Below are 17,808 nucleotides of genomic sequence, written 5' to 3' on the forward strand. Positions count from 1 at the left end.
ATCGTTACTTCAGATCGTCAACATAGCCCAGGCTGCGCAGCGCACGTTCGTCGTCCGCCCAACCGGATTTCACTTTCACCCACAGCTCCAGATGCACTTTAGCGTCGAACATCTGTTCCATGTCCTGGCGCGCTTCGATGCCGATGGTTTTGATCTTGGCGCCCTTGTTGCCGATGACCATTTTCTTCTGGCCTTCGCGCTCGACCAGGATCAGGCCGTGCACATCGTAGCCGCCGCGATCGTTGGCCACGAACTGTTCGATTTCCACCGTCACCGAATACGGCAGCTCTTCACCCAGGAAACGCATCAGCTTCTCACGGATGATCTCGGACGCCATAAAGCGCTGGGAGCGATCGGTGATGTAGTCTTCCGGGAAGTGGTGTTCCGCTTCCGGCAGCAGCTTGCGCACGATGCCGGCGATGGTGTCGACGTTCATCCCTTTCTCGGCTGAGATAGGCACCACGTCGAGGAAATTCATCTGCTGGCTGAGGAACGCAATGTGTGGCAACAGCTTGGATTTGTCGGTGACGTTATCGACCTTGTTGATCGCCAGCAATACCGGGCAACGCAGGCTGCGCAGCTTGTTGACCACCATTTCGTCGTCGGCGGTCCAGTTGGTGCCTTCGACCACGAAGATAACCAGTTCGACGTCGCCGATCGAGCTACTGGCCGCGCGGTTCATCAAACGGTTGATGGCGCGTTTTTCTTCGATGTGCAGCCCTGGGGTATCGACGTAGATCGCCTGATAGGCGCCATCGGTGTCGATGCCCATGATGCGGTGACGGGTCGTCTGCGGCTTACGCGACGTAATGGAAACCTTCTGCCCCAGCAGTTGGTTCAGCAACGTCGATTTGCCCACGTTCGGGCGGCCGACGATGGCGATAAAACCGCAGTGTTGTTTTACTTCACTCATTCAAGCTCCAGCTTTTTCAGCGCTTGTTCCGCTGCCGCCTGCTCGGCTTTACGGCGGCTCGAGCCGGTGCCCACCACGGGCTCGCTCAAACCACTCACCTGGCAGTGGATGGTAAACTCTTGGTCGTGCGCTTCACCGCGAACCTGCACCACCAAATAAGAAGGCAACGGCAGATGACGCCCCTGCAAAAATTCCTGCAAACGGGTTTTCGGGTCCTTCTGCTTATCACCGGGGCTGATTTCGTCCAACCGGCTGCGATACCAGTCCAAAATCAGGCGCTCGACGGTCTGGATGTCGCTGTCCAGGAACACGCCGCCGATCAATGCCTCCACCGTATCCGCCAGGATTGACTCGCGGCGGAACCCACCACTTTTCAATTCGCCCGGCCCAAGCCGCAGACATTCGCCCAGGTCAAACTCGCGCGCCATCTCCGCCAGCGTGTTGCCGCGCACCAGCGTGGCGCGCATGCGGCTCATATCGCCCTCGTCTACGCGAGGAAAGCGGTGATAGAGCGCATTGGCGATGACAAAACTAAGAATCGAGTCACCCAGAAACTCAAGACGTTCATTGTGTTTACTGCTGGCGCTGCGGTGAGTCAAAGCCTGCAGTAAAAGCTCCTGCTGTTGAAAAGTGTAGCCCAGCTTCCGCTGCAGCCTGTTTATTACGATGGGGTTCATGAGTTACCAATAGATCAAGAATGCGTCAAAAACTTGCAGCATACGGAACAGGCCTGCTTCGCCGAAAGCCGATCCAAAGCTGTTTCGTTTGCAGTGGCTCCCAGCAGGAGCCAACTTTTATCGCTCGAGAAAGTATTCTACAACGAGTGGAAACATAATGCTGTGTTTATATCCCCTTAATCTTTCACGCCGCAGCAGGCTGCGGCGTGAAATTGACAGGGAATAAATCAGCGATTAATGAATGCCGCCAATCCGGCTGAAACGCACGCCGGTAGGCCACTCGCCTTCCTGCTTTTCAAAGCTCATCCAGATGGCCGTGGCTTTACCCACCAGATTCTTCTCCGGCACAAAGCCCCAGTAACGGCTGTCCGCGCTGTTGTCGCGGTTGTCGCCCATCATGAAGTAATGCCCGGCCGGCACCACCCACTCCGCCAGCGGTTTGCCCGGCTGTTGGTAGTAAGCGCCCACCTGATCCTGCGTGCCCGGCACGGTCAGGATGCGGTGCGTCACGTTGCCCAGGCTCTCCTGACGTTCACGCAGACGAATGCCGCCCTGCGGCACGTTGTCATTCAGCGGGATCTGGTAGAAACCGTTGCTGGCCTCGCCCATGCCGCTGCGGCTGAACAGCTGTACGAAGTCGCTCGGCTGCGCGTCGGCGTAGGTGACCGCCAGCGCGGTATCGCAGGACTGCCCGCTGTTGCACGACGGCTGCACCGTAACGCGCTTATTCACCGGATCGTAAGTAATACGGTCGCCCGGCAGGCCAATCACGCGCTTGATATAATCCAGCTTCGGATCCAGCGGATATTTAAATACCGCAATATCGCCGCGCTTCGGATGACCGGTTTCAATTAGCGTGGTCTGGGTTATCGGATCTTTAATGCCGTAGGCATATTTCTCCACCAGAATGAAATCGCCAATCAACAGCGTCGGCATCATTGAGCCGGACGGGATTTGGAACGGTTCGTAAATAAACGAGCGCACCACAAAGACCAGCAGCAACACCGGGAAGACCGATGCCCCGGTCTCTACCCAGCCTGGCTGCTTAGCCACTTTCGCCAGCGTTTTATCGTCTACTGCGCCCGCGGTCTGCTCGTTGACCGCCGCAATCTTCGCGCGGCGGGCCGGCGCCCATTTAAAGCGCTCGAAGCACCAGATGATCCCGGTGACCAGGGTGGCCAACGCCAGGATCAGGGCAAACATATTCGCCATGCAAACTCCCTCGTTTCGCGAACTCGTCGCGGTTACTTGCCGTCTTTACCGACGTGCAGAATGGCCAGGAACGCTTCCTGCGGCAGCTCGACGTTGCCGACCTGCTTCATGCGCTTCTTACCGTCTTTCTGTTTCTGCAGCAGCTTTTTCTTACGGCTGACGTCACCGCCGTAGCATTTCGCCAGCACGTTTTTACGCAGCTGCTTCACGGTGGAGCGCGCGATGATGTGCGTGCCGATCGCCGCCTGAATCGCGATGTCGAACTGCTGACGCGGGATCAGATCTTTCATCTTTTCCACCAATTCACGGCCGCGATACTGCGAGTTGTCGCGGTGGGTGATCAGCGCCAGCGCATCCACGCGCTCGTTGTTGATCAGCACGTCCACGCGCACCATGTCGGAGGCCTGGAAGCGCTTGAAGTTGTAATCCAGCGACGCATAACCGCGCGACGTGGACTTCAGGCGGTCGAAGAAGTCGAGCACCACTTCCGCCATCGGGATTTCATAGGTCAACGCCACCTGGTTGCCGTGGTAGACCATGTTGGTCTGCACGCCGCGTTTCTCAACGCACAGGGTGATGACGTTGCCCAGGTATTCCTGCGGCATCAGCATGTGGCATTCGGCGATCGGCTCGCGCAGTTCCTGGATGTTGTTCAACGGCGGCAGCTTGGATGGGCTGTCGACGTAGATCACTTCTTTGCCGGTGGTTTCCACTTCGTAGACTACCGTCGGCGCGGTGGTGATCAGATCCAGATCGTATTCACGCTCCAGACGCTCCTGAATGATCTCCATGTGCAGCAGACCAAGGAAGCCGCAGCGGAAGCCGAAGCCCAACGCGGTGGAGCTTTCCGGTTCGTAGAACAGGGAGGCGTCGTTAAGGCTCAGCTTGCCCAGCGCATCGCGGAAAGATTCATAGTCGTCGGAGCTGATCGGGAACAGACCGGCGTACACCTGCGGCTTCACTTTTTTGAAGCCCGGCAACGCTTTATCCGCCGGCTGACGCGCCTGCGTCAGGGTATCGCCCACCGGCGCGCCGAGGATGTCTTTGATCGCACAGACCAGCCAGCCCACTTCGCCGCAGTTCAGCACGTCGCGATCGACCTGCTTCGGCGTGAAAATGCCCAAACGATCGGCGTTGTACACCTGGCCGGTGCTCATGACCTTGATCTTGTCGCCCTTGCGCAGCGTGCCGTTCTTGACGCGCACCAGCGACACGACGCCCAGGTAGTTATCGAACCAGGAGTCGATGATCAGCGCCTGCAGCGGCGCATCCGGATCGCCCTGCGGTGCAGGAATGTCGCGCACCAGGCGCTCCAGCACGTCGGGCACGCCGACGCCGGTTTTGGCCGAGCAGCGCACGGCATCGGTGGCGTCGATGCCGACGATGTCTTCAATTTCCTGCGCGGCGCGATCCGGATCGGCGGCCGGCAGGTCGATTTTATTCAACACCGGCACCACTTCCAGATCCATTTCGATCGCGGTGTAGCAGTTGGCCAGCGTCTGGGCTTCTACGCCCTGGCCGGCGTCCACCACCAGCAGCGCGCCTTCGCAGGCCGCCAGCGAGCGGGACACTTCATAGGAGAAGTCAACGTGGCCTGGGGTGTCGATAAAGTTAAGCTGATAGGTCTGCCCATCCAGCGCCTTGTAATCCAGCGTGACGCTTTGCGCCTTGATGGTGATGCCGCGCTCGCGCTCCAGATCCATGGAATCGAGCACCTGCGCAGCCATTTCACGGTCGGACAGGCCACCGCAAATTTGGATAATGCGGTCAGACAGCGTCGACTTACCGTGGTCAATATGGGCAATAATGGAGAAATTTCGTATATGCTTCATTATAAAAGTTTTTCTGCCTTGGTATTTCTGAATTACTCGCCTATAGAAACCCGCATGGACCTAAAGCGACAGTGAATGGGTTAGGCCGTCTTGCACCTGAATCGCTGCATTCTACATGCCACACCACTGAAAACCTAGCGATCGGTGCAGTGAAGGCATTCTATTATGCGCAGCTAAATGTTACAGGGCGCCCCGGCTGATGAAAACAGATGTTAACACGGGCTATACGGCCTGAACCCAAGGCTTGCAGGCGCTCCGTGGCCGTCAAACTCCGGCGCTAATACATAACCGGCCGCAGCGCAATAAACCCCTTCTGAAATTATCGAAAAAGAATATTTGGATCAACCTCTTAGAATTCGATTTTGCCCCACATCCTTTAGGAAAAACCCCATATACGCCACCACCGTCCCTCGGATAGAAAGGGCATGAACTCCGCGACAAAACATTATTCCGGGCACTACATCGGCAGCCCACCGGGGTTCACCAGCATATCTGCGTACGTTGATTGGAAGGTGCATATGATCGATAAAGGGCAAATGCTGAGCCGGCACGATTTTTCGAAGGTCAACTGGGGCATTCTGGCGGCGGCGGCGCTGCTGTTCAGCGTGGGTGCGGCGCTGTTGGTGCTGCCGCTGCTGAGCAGCATTGATGAGAACGACGTCATCACGCTGTTGCAGGCCGGCGCGGGCACAATTTTACTCGGCTGTACGCTGCTGGCGCTGCGGCATTACCTGCGCCCGGTGTTGACGTATCGGCTCTACGAGCACGGCGTGCGGGTCTTTGACGGCCACCATCACAAAGAGCGTTTCATTCCGTTTGAGAAAATCGGCGACATCTATCGCTTTCGCGGCGGCAAGGCTTTTGGCGGGTTGTTTGACGTCACGGCGTTCCGCGCCGGCGCGGATCAGCCCTGGTGCACGGTCTTCAGCAATGTCGCCCATTCGTGGCGACTGGCGGACGTGATCGTCGATCAGCAGCTGCAGCAGCGCGGGCCATTGGCGTTGAACGCGCTCTATCAGGGGGAGACGGTGTCGTTTCACACGGTTGAGGGCGACGCACGCTGGCTGTGGCAGTTGCTGCTCGGCAAACGGCAAGGCACGCCGACCGAAACGCTGCGGCTGAGCGCCACCTTGCTGACCACTGAACGGGGAAACGTGCCCATCGAACAGATCCGCGCATTGGAAAATCATCCGCAGCGCGGCATCCGCTTGCTCGACGGCCAGGGAAATGTGCTGTTCGCGATTAACTACGATTCGCTGCTCAGCGCCGATCTGTTCATCGCGCTGTTGGAGCATATGATCCACAACCGCATCCCCGCCTATCACAACCCGGCGATGACGCGACCGTCGGTTTAAATCAGCGGGGAGTTTTCCGTCTGCATGCGCATCGCGGTAGGCGGCAACCCAATCTGCAGCACCACCGGCTGATAGTCGGCCTGCTCGCCCAGACGCCGGGCCAACCGGCGCGCCAGCATAAAGGCCGCCCCGCCGCCCAGCACGGCGCCGACTGCCGCCGAGGCGTCGCTGCCGAAACAATATTGCAGCAACGTGCCGCCCAGCATCATGCCCAGCAGCGGCGTCAGGTAAACCAGCATGGCGGAGCGCAGCAGGCTGCCTTCCGCGATGCCGACCTCGACGCGCTGCCCCGGTTCGAGCGGCTGATCGATATGCACCTGCAGCTGATGCTCGGTTTCCGGCACCAGCTCGTTCAACGCACGTGCGCCGCAGCCGGAACGCGCGGTGCAGCTGCCGCAGCCGGCCTTGGGTTCACAGCGCAGCAGCGCTACGCCCTGTTGCCACGACACCACCGTGGCCCACTCTTTCATCATTACGGCGATACCTTGAAAGAAATGCTGTCGGCGATGCGCTTGGCCGTAGCCGGCGGCAATTCGCCCACAATCGTGATTTCGTTGCCCGCGCGCACTTCGGTCTGAATGGTGCGGCGCCCCTGACGGTAGTACTGCTGCCCGGCTCCGCTGCCCGCCGGGCTGACGTTGACCGAGAAGCTGAACAAGCCGTCGCTGTAAAGGCGGGATTCAACCGGCACGGCGACGTTAGGCAATTTGCGGCGGTTGCGCGCCACCTCGTCTACCCCCGCCGGCAGCCAGCCGGTGCTCCAGCTCAGCTGGACGTTTTCCACCGCCGGCAGCGACAGCAGCGGCGGCAGGTTGGCTTTGAGCAGCCCCTGCATCGCGCCCTGCACGTCGGCGCCGACCGCGAAGGAGATCACCCGATATTGCTCCAGCGTTTCGCCGTCGCGATCGAGCAAATCCACCCGCAGCGGCAGCTTGGTGTCCTCGTCCATCCAGACGATGTAGCTGTAGCGGGAACCGTCGCGCGCCACCACGCGCAGCACTTCACACGGCCGATCGGCGATGCGGGTGCTGCCCACGGAGATGAAGTCGTAGTACTTGGCCAGGCGGGTGAAATCGGCATAAACGATCGCCGGCAGCGCATCGACGATGTGATCGCCGGTGAGCGTGAACGGCTCCAGGCCGGGTTCGAAGTAGCTGATCCCGCCGCCGCGCTGCAGCACTTCGCGGCGCGGGCCGTCCATGTGCAACAGCTGGCCGAGCGGCACGTTGCCGATCACCGCATGGCGATAGCGCAACGACTCGATTCCCTGCTTGCTGATGCTGATGTAGGCGAGCTCGTAATTGAGAGAACGGCTGGCGCTGCTCATCTGTTGCAATAACGCCCCGGACGCAGTCGGCTGCGCCGGGGCGATGCTGGAATAGAGCAGGCTGCCCGTCAATAAACAAACGGAGAACCAGATTTGCTTCATTACTGCTGTTGCATTCCTAAAGACTGAGTTCCGGGAACCTGAATGGCAGCCTGTTGCGGATTGCTTTGCTCAAGCTGCAGCTGATCCGAATGCAGGCGACGTTGCAGTTCATAGTCCTGCAGCATGGCGTTGATACGCTTACGCTGTTCCTGCACCTGCTGCTGTTGGCCGCTGCCGGTGGAGAAACTGTCGGCAGGAACGCCCAGGCTGACCGGTGAGGCCTGGCCCATGATCGGCAGCGTGGTGAAGGCCGGCGATTCGGACGCGTTCGATGACGCAGAAGGCTGGTTGTAGTGCTGCACGCCGACGATGACCGCCAGCGACACGCAGGCCGCCATGCCGATTTGCGTAATCTGGCTCGCCCAAGGACGCACTTTGTCCCAGAACGGCATTTTCTGCCAGGTGTGAGGCTGCGGCTGAGATTCCTGGACGGCGGAAGGCACCAGCCGGGCAGGTTCTTTCTCAAGTGCAGCGGCGACGCGATCGGCGATATCGAAATGCATCACTTGTCCGATATCACCCCGCAGTGTGTCACGTATCAGGTGATAGCTCTGCCAGCTTTGCTGAAGCGTTCGATCTTGCGACAGAGAACTCAACAGCTCGCTGTCGAACGATTCACCATCCATCAGAGCGGAAAGCTTTTCTTTCTGCATGCCTAAGTACCCTTCCTGTGCCCGCCATTGCTAACGCTGGATCAGCGGTTGAACTTTATTATCGATAGCTTCCCGGGCGCGGAAAATACGCGAACGTACGGTTCCGACCGGGCAATCCATGATGGCGGCTATCTCTTCGTAGCTTAGACCATCCAACTCCCGCAGGGTAATCGCCATGCGAAGATCCTCAGGGAGAGACTCAATGGTACGGAAAACTATCTGTCTCAGCTCTTCTGACAACATTAAGTTCTCAGGGTTCGAAATTTCTTTCAGTGCGCCCGCACTTTCGTAATTTTCCGCATCGTTGGCGTCCACATCACTGGATGGCGGACGGCGCCCCTGAGCAACCAGATAATTCTTTGCCGTGTTCACGGCGATTCGATACAACCAGGTATAAAAAGCGCTGTCGCCACGGAACGATTCCAGTGCGCGATAGGCCTTGATAAACGACTCCTGCACCACATCGGGCACATCGCCCTGCGGCACATAGCGGGAAACGAGACTCGCCACCTTATGCTGATAGCGCACTACCAGTAGGTTAAACGATTTCTGGTCGCCCTTTTGGACCCGCTCAACCAGAACTTGATCCGTTAACTGCTCGCTCATCCGAGGTAAACTCTCCCCAAATCCGTCTCCACGCGTAAAATTGTACTGCCAGCCATACATTATTTTCCTGAGCAAGCACTCGCTTGGAGTTCATATAGAACACGAAGTTCCATATCGCCATTGTTTTTTCTGTTGATGTCACCCTATCCGTGGCTTTTGCCCGGACAGTTAGGCTAACATGAAATTCACTCTTCTTCTGCACACATCATACGTTATGCAACCATCATCTGAACATGTTAGCGATGTACTGATCGTCGGCAGCGGCGCTGCGGGCCTGTCACTGGCGCTGCGCCTGGCGCAGCATTGCAAGGTTACCGTTCTCAGCAAGGGGCCGCTCAGCGAGGGGGCCACCTTTTACGCCCAAGGCGGGATCGCCGCGGTGTTCGATGAGACGGACAGCATTGCCTCACACGTTGATGACACTTTGATTGCCGGCGCCGGCCTGTGCGACAAAGAGGCCGTCGAATTCATCGCCGGCAACGCGCGCCACTGCGTGCAGTGGCTGATCGATCAGGGTGTGCTGTTCGACACCGAGGTCAACGCGCAGGGCGAGGCGCATTATCACCTCACGCGCGAAGGCGGCCACAGCCATCGCCGCATCCTGCACGCCGCGGACGCTACCGGTAAGGAAGTAGAGACCACGCTGGTGGGGAAAGCAAGCGCTCACCCCAATATTTGCGTGATGGAACGCCGCAACGCGGTTGACCTTATTACCTCGAACAAAATCGGCCTGCCGGGCACCCGCCGAGTCGTGGGCGCTTACGTCTGGAACCGCGAGCTCGAGCGGGTGGAAACCTACCGCGCCAAAACGGTGGTGCTGGCCACCGGCGGCGCGGCCAAGGTATACCAATACACCACCAACCCGGACATCTCCTCCGGCGACGGCATCGCCATGGCCTGGCGCGCCGGCTGCCGGGTCGCCAACCTGGAGTTCAACCAGTTCCACCCGACCTGCCTGTTCCACCCACAGGCGCGCAACTTCCTGCTGACCGAAGCGCTGCGCGGCGAAGGGGCTTACCTGAAGCGCCCGGACGGCAGCCGCTTTATGCCCGATTTCGACCCGCGTGGCGAACTGGCCCCGCGCGATATCGTCGCCCGCGCCATCGACCATGAAATGAAGCGCCTGGGCGCCGACTGCATGTACCTGGATATCAGCCACAAGCCGGCGGAGTTCATCACCCAGCATTTCCCGATGATCCACGAAAAGCTGCTGACGCTGGGCTTCGATCTGACTCGGCAACCGATCCCCATCGTCCCGGCGGCGCACTACACCTGCGGCGGCGTGATGGTCGATCAGCACGGCCGCACCGATCTCGACGGGCTGTACGCCATCGGCGAGGTCAGCTACACCGGCCTGCACGGCGCCAATCGCATGGCGTCGAATTCGCTGCTGGAGTGCCTGGTTTACGGTTGGTCGGCGGCGGAAGACATTCTGCAGCGCCTGCCGTTCATCCAGCAGGCCAAACAGGTGCCGCACTGGGATGAAAGCCGGGTGGACGATGCGGACGAACGTGTGGTGATTCAACACAACTGGCACGAGCTGCGGCTGTTCATGTGGGATTACGTCGGCATCGTGCGCACCACCAAGCGCCTTGAGCGCGCCCTGCGCCGCATCAACACGCTGCAGGCGGAAATCGACGAGTACTACGCTCACTTCCGCATCTCCAACAACCTGCTGGAACTGCGCAATCTGGTGCAGGTGGCCGAGCTTATCGTGCGCAGCGCCATGGCGCGCAAAGAGAGCCGCGGCCTGCACTACACGCTGGACTACCCGGATTTGCTGCCGGAAGCACTGCCGACCATTTTGCAGCCTTAAACTCTGCGACAGGTCGCCTTATCGGCGCCCTTTTCTTTTCAGTAGAACAGGTAGAAGTCGGTGATCAACCGGCGGAAATCGTCGGTATAGCTGCCGTCGGCCTGTTTGATCGCCAGCGCCTGCTCCCGCAGCGGCGTTTCCCGCCGCGTCAACGCCAGCAACACCCGGTGCAGCGGCGTATCGGCCCGATCGCTGACGTTCACTTTCGCCGCCGTGTGCCAACCGCTTTGCTGCGCCAGGCGTTCGAATTCGGCGCCGATGTCGTGCGGCAGCACCACGCAGAACGTGCCCTGCGCGGCCAACAGCTGCGCGGCGCAGGCCAACAGCGCCTCGTGCGTCAGGGTTTCGGTGTAGCGCGCGTTGTGGCGCGCCTGATCGCGGCAGGCCACCGCCGGCTCAAAATAAGGCGGATTGCTGACGATCAGATCATACTCAGCGGCATGCTGCTGCGCATAATGGTGAATATCCTGCGCATGCACGCGGATGCGCTGCGGCCACGGCGATTCCGCCGCGTTTTCGCGCGCCTGGCCGGCGGCGGCTTCATCCAGCTCCACCGCGTCGATGGTCACTTCGTCGCCGCTGCGCTGCGCCAGCATCAGCGCGATCAGCCCGCTGCCGCTGCCGATGTCCAGCACCCGGCGCGCCTGCCCCAGCGGCGCCCAGGCGCCGAGCAGCACCCCGTCGGTGCCCACTTTCATGGCGCAACGATCGTGGGCGACAAAGAATTGTTTAAAGGTAAAACCCCCGCGGCGCGGGGTAAAATCGGCTTTCGATCGCTTGCTCACACTCACCACCTGGCTATAAAACTGGCGTAGCATAAGGCAATCTGATCGGCGGGAAAAGAGCGGCTTTCCGCTTAAATAGGTGAAGATCGCGGCCAACCCGTCTATAATCGGCGCCCCAAGTAGAGGTAGACCATGACAGCAACCACTTTTTCCGAACTCGAACTCGATGATCGCCTGATCGACGCGCTGCGCGACAAAGGCTACGATCGCCCCACCGCCATTCAGGCCGCTGCGATCCCGCCGGCGATGGACGGGCGCGACGTCTTAGGTTCGGCTCCGACCGGCACCGGCAAAACCGCCGCCTTCCTGCTGCCCGTGTTGCAGCACCTGCTGGACTTTCCACGCAAGAAATCCGGCCCGCCGCGCGTGCTGATCCTGACGCCAACGCGTGAACTGGCGATGCAGGTCGCCGACCAGGCGCGTGAATTGGCTGCTCATACCTCTCTGGATATCGCCACCATCACCGGCGGCGTCGCTTACATGAACCACGCGGAAGTGTTCAGCGAAAACCAGGACGTGGTGGTCGCCACCACCGGCCGCTTGCTGCAATACATTAAAGAAGAGAACTTCGACTGCCGCGCGGTGGAAACCCTGATCCTCGACGAAGCCGACCGCATGCTCGACATGGGCTTCGCGCAGGACATCGAAACCATCTCTGCCGAAACCCGCTGGCGCAACCAGACGCTGCTGTTCTCCGCCACGCTGGAAGGCGAAGCGATCCGCGAATTCGCCGAGCGCATCCTGAAAGAGCCGGTGGAAGTGGAAGCCGATCCGTCGCGCCGCGAACGCAAAAAGATCCTGCAATGGTACTATCGCGCCGATGACGTGCAGCACAAAACCGCGCTGCTGATCCACCTGCTGAAGCAGCCGGACGTGCAGAAATCAGTGATCTTCGTGCGCAAGCGCGAGCGCGTGCACGAACTGGCCACCTGGCTGCGCGAAGCGGGCATCAACACCTGCTATCTCGAAGGCGAAATGGTGCAGGCCAAACGCAACGAAGCGGTCAAACGCATGATGGATGGCCGGGTTAACGTGCTGGTGGCCACCGACGTTGCCGCGCGCGGCTTGGATATCCTCGATATCACCCATGTGTTCAACTTCGACATGCCGCGCACTGCGGATACCTACCTGCACCGCATCGGCCGTACCGGCCGCGCCGGGCGCAAAGGCACCGCCATTTCGCTGGTGGAAGCGCACGATCATCTGCTGCTGGGCAAAGTGGGCCGTTACCTGAACGAGCCGCTGAAAGCGCGCGTGATCGATGAACTGCGGCCGAAAACCAAGGTGCCGAACGAGAAGAGCAACGGTAAACCGTCGAAGAAAGTGCTGGCCAAGCGCGCGGAAGACAAGGCGAAGAACAAAGAAAAGGCCAAGGTGAAAGTGCGCCATCGCGACGCCAAAAACGTCGGCAAACGCCGTCAGGCGAAGGCCAAACCGGCCGGCGACGCGCAATAACCGCCGCTGCCTAAGAAAAAACCGCCTGTACAGGCGGTTTTTTTATGGGCGTTTACTGCTGCGCGTAATGCGTGGCCAGGCGGCGCCCCTGCAGCCATTTATCCAGCTCGCGGAACTGCGCCTTCAGCTCGTCATTCTGCAAATGCGCCGGCGTTTGCGAGAAGTAAAACTGGAACGCATAACCCTGCTGATTGCGCGCCCGGGCATCGGCACCGGCCTGCAACAGCAACAGCGCCAGGTGCGGCGCGTTGATCTTCGCCGCCAGATGCAGCGGGGTATCCCCCAGCCGATCGCTCAACGTGGTGTCCGCCCCGGCCGCCAGCAGCAGCCGCAACTGCTCCTCACGCCCGGCCAGCACCGCCGCCGCGAGCGGCGTGGCGCCGGTAACGGCATTGCGCACGTTCACCGGCGCCCCTTCGGTCAGCAACAACCGCAGATACTGTGCGTCTTGCAACATCGCCGCGGTGTGCAGCGCGCTGTTGCCGTCCAGCCCCGCCGTCGCCGGGTCGGCACCGAGCTCCAGCAACGTCTGCACGCTGGTCGGCTGTTGCGAAAGCACCGCCCACTGCAACAGCGTGACCTGCCGCTCGCCCCGTTCGCGCAAGCGCTCCTGTGTGGCCTGCGCACCGATGCCCTGCGTATCGCCGCGCGCCACCGCCTGAGCCAGCGCCTGGTTGCTGCGGCCGTCAAACGGTGAAATCTCCTGCCCCATCTGTTGCTCCTTAGCCATCATCAGTAAACCGGTCACCGCGACCAGCGCCAGTAAGGCTATCGCCAGCGCCCGCCGCAAGCGACGCCCTTCAGGCATTGGCCTTCGCCTCCCACGGCTTTTGTTCCGCCATCGAGCTTATCACCTTGTCGATGCCGTGCGCCGTCAGGCTGCGATCCAGATGCTTGCTCGGCCGCCAGTCATCGATGCCGGTCAGGGTATCGTTGTTGGCCAGGGTGATGTTGTGGCCGATGGCGTCCGGGATCAGCGAGGTCGATTCCTGGGTGCTGGTCAGCATGTCATATTGTTCGCTGTAGCGGCGAATACCGCCGGCTTCGGCATCTTTCTTCGCCGCCGCCGGATCGATGCCCAGGCGATTCAGGGTGTAATCCGAGACCCCGGCCGCGTTGAAGGTGACCGCGACGGTGCCGGTCGCCAGCGCCGCCGTGGCCGCCAGACCGCCGCCGAGCGAATGACCGGCGATCACCAGCGCATCGCCGAAGGCCGCCTTGGCGCTTTTGGCGGCGGCAACCGCCTGATTGTACTGCACATCGTCATAACCCGTCGCCTGCCGCACGTTGCTCAGCCAGTCGCGCCAGTCGTTGGTGCCAGCGAACGCCAACACATACTGCTTGTCGTTGCTGTAAATCCCGGCCTGGAAACCGCTGCCCGCGTCGTGCAGGCTGGCGGGATCGATGCCGAACCCGAGCAACGCGCTGTCGCTCAGACGGTTGAACCCGGCGGCGCCCTGGCCGTTCAGCGAGTAAACGTCCTTGGCCAACAGCGCCAACGCATAATCGCCTTCCTGAGATTGTTGTCCCCGGGTCACGCCCGGCGCAACCGCCGTCGGCGCCGCCGCGGAGATATCGCCGACCAGCGTATTCAACAGGTTCTGCGCGTTCAGCGTATTCTGAGAAGGGGTGGCCACCGGCGCCGGATTTGCCGGCGCTGCCGCAGGCTGCGCCGCCGTCGCCGTTTCGGCAGCGGCGCGAGGTGTAGGGATCGCGGCCACCGGGGATACTGCAGAGGTAAAACTTAAAGGCATACTCATGCCGACTCCTTGTCGATAGACTTTTTTATTTAGCACCTGAATAGGTGCTGATTTAGCTATCGGCAGGTCGGATGAGTTCTGTATCAGGAATGCTTATCTTTGTGCAGAATGTGATCCGCCTTCAGTTTTCGGCCATCAAGCGCAAAAAAGGGAGCCGAAGCTCCCTGATTGACTGCGCCGCCGATTACAGGCTTTCGGTAAAGGTGCGGGCGATAACGTCGCGCTGCTGTTCCGGCGTCAGGGAATTGAAACGCACCGCATAGCCGGACACGCGGATGGTCAGCTGCGGGTATTTTTCCGGATGCTTGACCGCGTCTTCCAGGGTTTCGCGACGCAGCACGTTGACGTTCAGGTGCTGGCCGCCTTCCACGCGCACGGTCGGCTGCATTTCCAGCGGCACTTCACGGTATTCGATCTGGCCCAGATCGCTGACCGCGACAACCTGATCTTCCGCGTAGTTGGCCTTGGCGCACACGCAGCGAGCTTCCGCTTTTTCATCGTCCAGCAGCCAGAAAGAATTCACCAGCGCCTGGTCGTTCGCTTTGGTAATTTGAATACCGGTAATCATTATGTTGCCTCCGTACAAGGGCGTAAAAATTCACATCGTGAGAAAACCCAATTCTGGTTTCGGCCATTTGGTAAAACCATTGTTGTCTTGTTGTTCTGTATACCAGCCTGACCGGGCCAGTTCTTTGATTAAAGTCAATTTTTACCGGGTAGGCACAAGGCGTGAAGGGGCAAATTTATGTTTTATATCAATTTTCCCACTGCGGCAAAAACCAATTATTTTTGTAAATTTTCAAAAATAATTGCATTACGCGTGACAGTGAGAAATGAAAAGCGGGTTTCGCTGCGCGGGCCGACACGGTAAGCTATAGCCCATGAATTGCTAAAGAAAACAAAGGAGAGCGTTTATGGCCACCTCCCTCACCTGGCATGACGTGATCGGCAAAGAGAAAGAGCAGCCCTATTTTGTTGAAACGCTCGCCTTTGTTGCCGCTGAGCGCCAGGCCGGTAAGACCATTTATCCACCGCAGAAAGACGTGTTCAACGCGTTCCGCTTTACCGAGCTGGCGGACGTCAAAGTCGTCATCCTCGGCCAGGATCCCTACCACGGCCCCAATCAGGCGCACGGCCTCTCTTTCTCGGTGCGCCCCGGCGTGCCGGCGCCGCCGTCGCTGGTGAACATGTATAAAGAGCTGGCGACCGACATTCCCGGTTTCGAACGCCCGGATCACGGCTACCTGCAAAGCTGGGCCGAACAGGGGGTGCTGCTGCTCAATACCGTGCTGACGGTGGAAGGCGGCCGCGCGCACTCGCACGCCAACCTGGGCTGGGAAACCTTTACCGATAAAGTGATCGCCGCCCTGAACGAGAACCGCGAAGGCGTGGTGTTCCTGCTGTGGGGCTCGCACGCGCAGAAGAAAGGCAACTTTATCGACCGCAACCGCCACCATGTGCTGAAGGCGCCGCACCCGTCGCCGCTCTCCGCGCACCGCGGTTTCCTCGGCTGCCGCCACTTCTCGCAGGCCAATCAGCTGCTGGAGCAGCAAGGGCTCACGCCGATCGACTGGATGCCGCGCCTGCCGCAGGCGTAGTCCAGAGACAAAAAAGGCACCCTCGGGTGCCTTTCTTTATGCCGTTGCCGGGGCGATTACGCCTTGGCTTTGGAGACCGCGACCATCGCCGGACGCAGCAGGCGGCCGTTCAGCGTATAGCCTTTCTGCATCACCATCATCACGTGGTTCGGCTGGTGATCGGCGGATTCCATCATGCTCATCGCCTGATGCACTTCCGGGTTGAACGGCACGTTGACGTCGCCGACGATTTCGATGCCGTACTTGCGCACCACGTCCAGCAGCGATTTCAGCGTCAGCTCGATGCCTTCGATCATCGCGGCCAGTTCCGGATTGTTTTTATCCGCCAGATCCAGCGCGCGCTCCAGGTTGTCGATCACCGGCAGCAGATCGCCGGAGAATTTCTCCAGGGCGAACTTGTGCGCTTTCTCGACGTCCAGTTCGGCGCGGCGACGGATGTTCTCCGCTTCCGCTTTGGCGCGCAGCAGGCTGTCGCGCTCGTGCTGCTGAGCTTCCGCCAGTTGGGCTTCCAGTTCGGCGATACGCGCATCGCGCAGATCGACGCCTTCCGCCGCTTCCGGCAGCGTATCCTCGTGATGAGCGTGTTGTTCCATTTCTTCCGAGACTTGCTCGTTTGGCGTCTTCTGTTCTTTACTACTCATGAATATCTCCGCGTTTTAGCATTAATCTCGCAACTTGGCTTATTATGGGGATCAAAACCGGGGTTTCAAGTCAACCGGTCACAATGTGGGGCATAAACGGGTCCCGGTGAGGAAAATCACAACAAATGAATAAAAAATTCGCCTGTATTGGCATTGTTGGCCACCCACGTCACCCTTCAGCGCTGGCAACCCACGAGATGCTGTTCCACTGGCTGGTGGCCCGCGGCTATTCGGTGATGGTCGAACGCCAAATCGCCCATGATTTGGGGCTGAAAGACGCCGTCACCGGCAGCCTGGCGGATATCGGCCAGCGCGCCGATCTGGCGGTGGTGGTCGGCGGCGACGGCAACATGCTCGGCGCCGCGCGCGTGCTGGCGCGCTACGACATCAAGGTGATCGGGGTCAACCGCGGCAACCTCGGTTTCCTCACCGATCTCGATCCCGACAACGCCCTGCAGCAGCTGGCGGACGTGCTGGAAGGCGAGTACATCGACGAACAGCGTTTCCTGCTGGAAACCATCGTGCATAAAGAGCACCAGCAGTGCCGCATCAGCACCGCCATCAACGAAGTGGTGCTGCACCCCGGCAAAGTGGCGCACATGATCGAATTCGAGGTGTATATCGACGATCGCTTCGCCTTCTCGCAGCGCTCGGACGGCCTGATCATCGCCACGCCGACCGGCTCCACCGCCTACTCGCTCTCCGCCGGTGGGCCGATCCTCACCCCGTCGCTGGAGGCGATCGCGCTGGTGCCGATGTTCCCGCACACCCTTTCCGCCCGGCCGCTGGTGATCAACGGCGACAGCACCATCCGCCTGAAATTCTCGCAGATCGGCAGCGATCTGGAGATCAGCTGCGACAGCCAGATCGCACTGCCGATCCAGGAAGGCGAAGAAGTGCTGATCCGCCGCAGCAACTTCCATCTGAACCTGATTCACCCGAAGGACTACAGCTATTTCAACACGTTAAGCACCAAGTTGGGCTGGTCGAAAAAATTGTTCTAAAATCTGCATCGGCCACTTTACTGTATATAAAACCAGTTTATACTGTATGAAACTACAGTTATGTGTTTATAC

At 59.8% G+C, this 17,808-nt stretch carries 18 protein-coding genes; 5 read left to right on the forward strand and 13 right to left on the reverse strand.

Translation table 11 applies throughout. The features are described from left to right. Positions 1–4 precede the first annotated feature (4 nt). The 4 genes from era to lepA all read right to left on the reverse strand — a co-directional run bounded on the left by era (position 5) and on the right by lepA (position 4,634). Entirely contained in the window at positions 5–913 is a 909-nt protein-coding gene (gene era, locus ACP3TA_RS24775; protein ID WP_004929162.1) for a GTPase Era, read from the reverse strand. Next, positions 910–1,590: a ribonuclease III gene (rnc, locus tag ACP3TA_RS24780; RefSeq protein ID WP_004929158.1), complete on the reverse strand. Its 681-nt coding sequence runs from the start codon at positions 1,588–1,590 to the stop codon at positions 910–912. Before rnc ends, era begins: the two co-directional genes overlap by 4 nt. A gap of 234 nt (positions 1,591–1,824) precedes the next feature. Next, a complete protein-coding gene (lepB, locus tag ACP3TA_RS24785) occupies positions 1,825–2,802 on the reverse strand; it encodes a signal peptidase I (RefSeq protein ID WP_033644122.1) in 978 nt (325 codons plus the stop codon). Positions 2,803–2,834: 32 nt separating this feature from the next. Next, on the reverse strand, positions 2,835–4,634 hold the full coding sequence (lepA, locus tag ACP3TA_RS24790) for a translation elongation factor 4 (RefSeq protein ID WP_019452315.1): 1,800 nt from the start codon (positions 4,632–4,634) through the stop codon (positions 2,835–2,837). 518 nt (positions 4,635–5,152) lie between these two features. Between lepA and ACP3TA_RS24795 the strand changes: the two genes are divergently transcribed. Continuing rightward, entirely contained in the window at positions 5,153–5,989 is an 837-nt protein-coding gene (locus ACP3TA_RS24795) for a hypothetical protein (RefSeq protein WP_206196255.1), read from the forward strand. Here ACP3TA_RS24795 and rseC read toward each other — a convergent pair. Genes rseC through rpoE form a run of 4 tightly spaced genes read right to left on the reverse strand, consistent with a single transcriptional unit; the run spans position 5,986 to position 8,677 of the window. Further along, on the reverse strand, positions 5,986–6,462 hold the full coding sequence (gene rseC / locus ACP3TA_RS24800) for a SoxR-reducing system protein RseC (protein WP_069100120.1): 477 nt from the start codon (positions 6,460–6,462) through the stop codon (positions 5,986–5,988). The two genes, ACP3TA_RS24795 and rseC, sit on opposite strands and share 4 nt — an antisense overlap. After that, positions 6,462–7,418: a sigma-E factor regulatory protein RseB gene (rseB, locus tag ACP3TA_RS24805; RefSeq protein ID WP_025303948.1), complete on the reverse strand. Its 957-nt coding sequence runs from the start codon at positions 7,416–7,418 to the stop codon at positions 6,462–6,464. Before rseB ends, rseC begins: the two co-directional genes overlap by 1 nt. After that, positions 7,418–8,071: an anti-sigma-E factor RseA gene (gene rseA / locus ACP3TA_RS24810; protein ID WP_033644125.1), complete on the reverse strand. Its 654-nt coding sequence runs from the start codon at positions 8,069–8,071 to the stop codon at positions 7,418–7,420. Before rseA ends, rseB begins: the two co-directional genes overlap by 1 nt. 30 nt (positions 8,072–8,101) lie before the next feature. Beyond that, entirely contained in the window at positions 8,102–8,677 is a 576-nt protein-coding gene (gene rpoE, locus ACP3TA_RS24815) for an RNA polymerase sigma factor RpoE (protein ID WP_004929136.1), read from the reverse strand. A 214-nt stretch (positions 8,678–8,891) separates the two neighbouring features. Here rpoE and nadB point away from each other — a divergent pair, with 214 nt between their 5' ends. Further along, a complete protein-coding gene (gene nadB / locus ACP3TA_RS24820; protein WP_016929796.1) occupies positions 8,892–10,493 on the forward strand; it encodes an L-aspartate oxidase in 1,602 nt (533 codons plus the stop codon). 38 nt (positions 10,494–10,531) lie between these two features. Here the strand turns inward: nadB and trmN are convergent, their stop codons facing one another. Next, entirely contained in the window at positions 10,532–11,311 is a 780-nt protein-coding gene (gene trmN / locus ACP3TA_RS24825) for a tRNA(1)(Val) (adenine(37)-N(6))-methyltransferase TrmN (protein ID WP_241016128.1), read from the reverse strand. Positions 11,312–11,410: 99 nt separating this feature from the next. On the opposite strand from trmN, the gene srmB reads away from it, so the two are divergent. Then, positions 11,411–12,733, forward strand: a complete 1,323-nt coding sequence (gene srmB / locus ACP3TA_RS24830; RefSeq protein ID WP_004929122.1) for an ATP-dependent RNA helicase SrmB — start codon at positions 11,411–11,413, stop codon at positions 12,731–12,733. A gap of 52 nt (positions 12,734–12,785) precedes the next feature. Here the strand turns inward: srmB and ACP3TA_RS24835 are convergent, their stop codons facing one another. The 3 genes from ACP3TA_RS24835 to grcA all read right to left on the reverse strand — a co-directional run bounded on the left by ACP3TA_RS24835 (position 12,786) and on the right by grcA (position 15,061). Continuing rightward, the gene (locus ACP3TA_RS24835) at positions 12,786–13,541 is read right to left on the reverse strand and encodes an ankyrin repeat domain-containing protein (RefSeq protein WP_426784472.1); all 756 of its coding nucleotides are present in this window, start codon (positions 13,539–13,541) and stop codon (positions 12,786–12,788) included. Continuing rightward, positions 13,534–14,493 (reverse strand): DUF2974 domain-containing protein, encoded by a 960-nt coding sequence (locus ACP3TA_RS24840; protein ID WP_122004494.1) that lies wholly within the window; start codon positions 14,491–14,493, stop codon positions 13,534–13,536. Before ACP3TA_RS24840 ends, ACP3TA_RS24835 begins: the two co-directional genes overlap by 8 nt. Before the next feature lie 184 nt (positions 14,494–14,677). Further along, positions 14,678–15,061, reverse strand: a complete 384-nt coding sequence (grcA, locus tag ACP3TA_RS24845; protein WP_004929114.1) for an autonomous glycyl radical cofactor GrcA — start codon at positions 15,059–15,061, stop codon at positions 14,678–14,680. A gap of 346 nt (positions 15,062–15,407) precedes the next feature. Between grcA and ung the strand changes: the two genes are divergently transcribed. Further along, the gene (gene ung / locus ACP3TA_RS24850; RefSeq protein WP_004929112.1) at positions 15,408–16,091 is read left to right on the forward strand and encodes a uracil-DNA glycosylase; all 684 of its coding nucleotides are present in this window, start codon (positions 15,408–15,410) and stop codon (positions 16,089–16,091) included. 56 nt (positions 16,092–16,147) lie between these two features. Here the strand turns inward: ung and grpE are convergent, their stop codons facing one another. After that, positions 16,148–16,732 (reverse strand): nucleotide exchange factor GrpE, encoded by a 585-nt coding sequence (grpE, locus tag ACP3TA_RS24855; RefSeq protein WP_025159545.1) that lies wholly within the window; start codon positions 16,730–16,732, stop codon positions 16,148–16,150. 125 nt (positions 16,733–16,857) lie between these two features. Between grpE and nadK the strand changes: the two genes are divergently transcribed. Further along, a complete protein-coding gene (gene nadK / locus ACP3TA_RS24860; RefSeq protein ID WP_004929107.1) occupies positions 16,858–17,736 on the forward strand; it encodes an NAD(+) kinase in 879 nt (292 codons plus the stop codon). Positions 17,737–17,808: the final 72 nt, after the last annotated feature.

Origin of the sequence: Serratia sp. 2C06 (assembly GCF_050037615.1) — a bacterium.
GTDB classification, from domain to species: Bacteria; Pseudomonadota; Gammaproteobacteria; order Enterobacterales; family Enterobacteriaceae; genus Serratia; species Serratia ureilytica.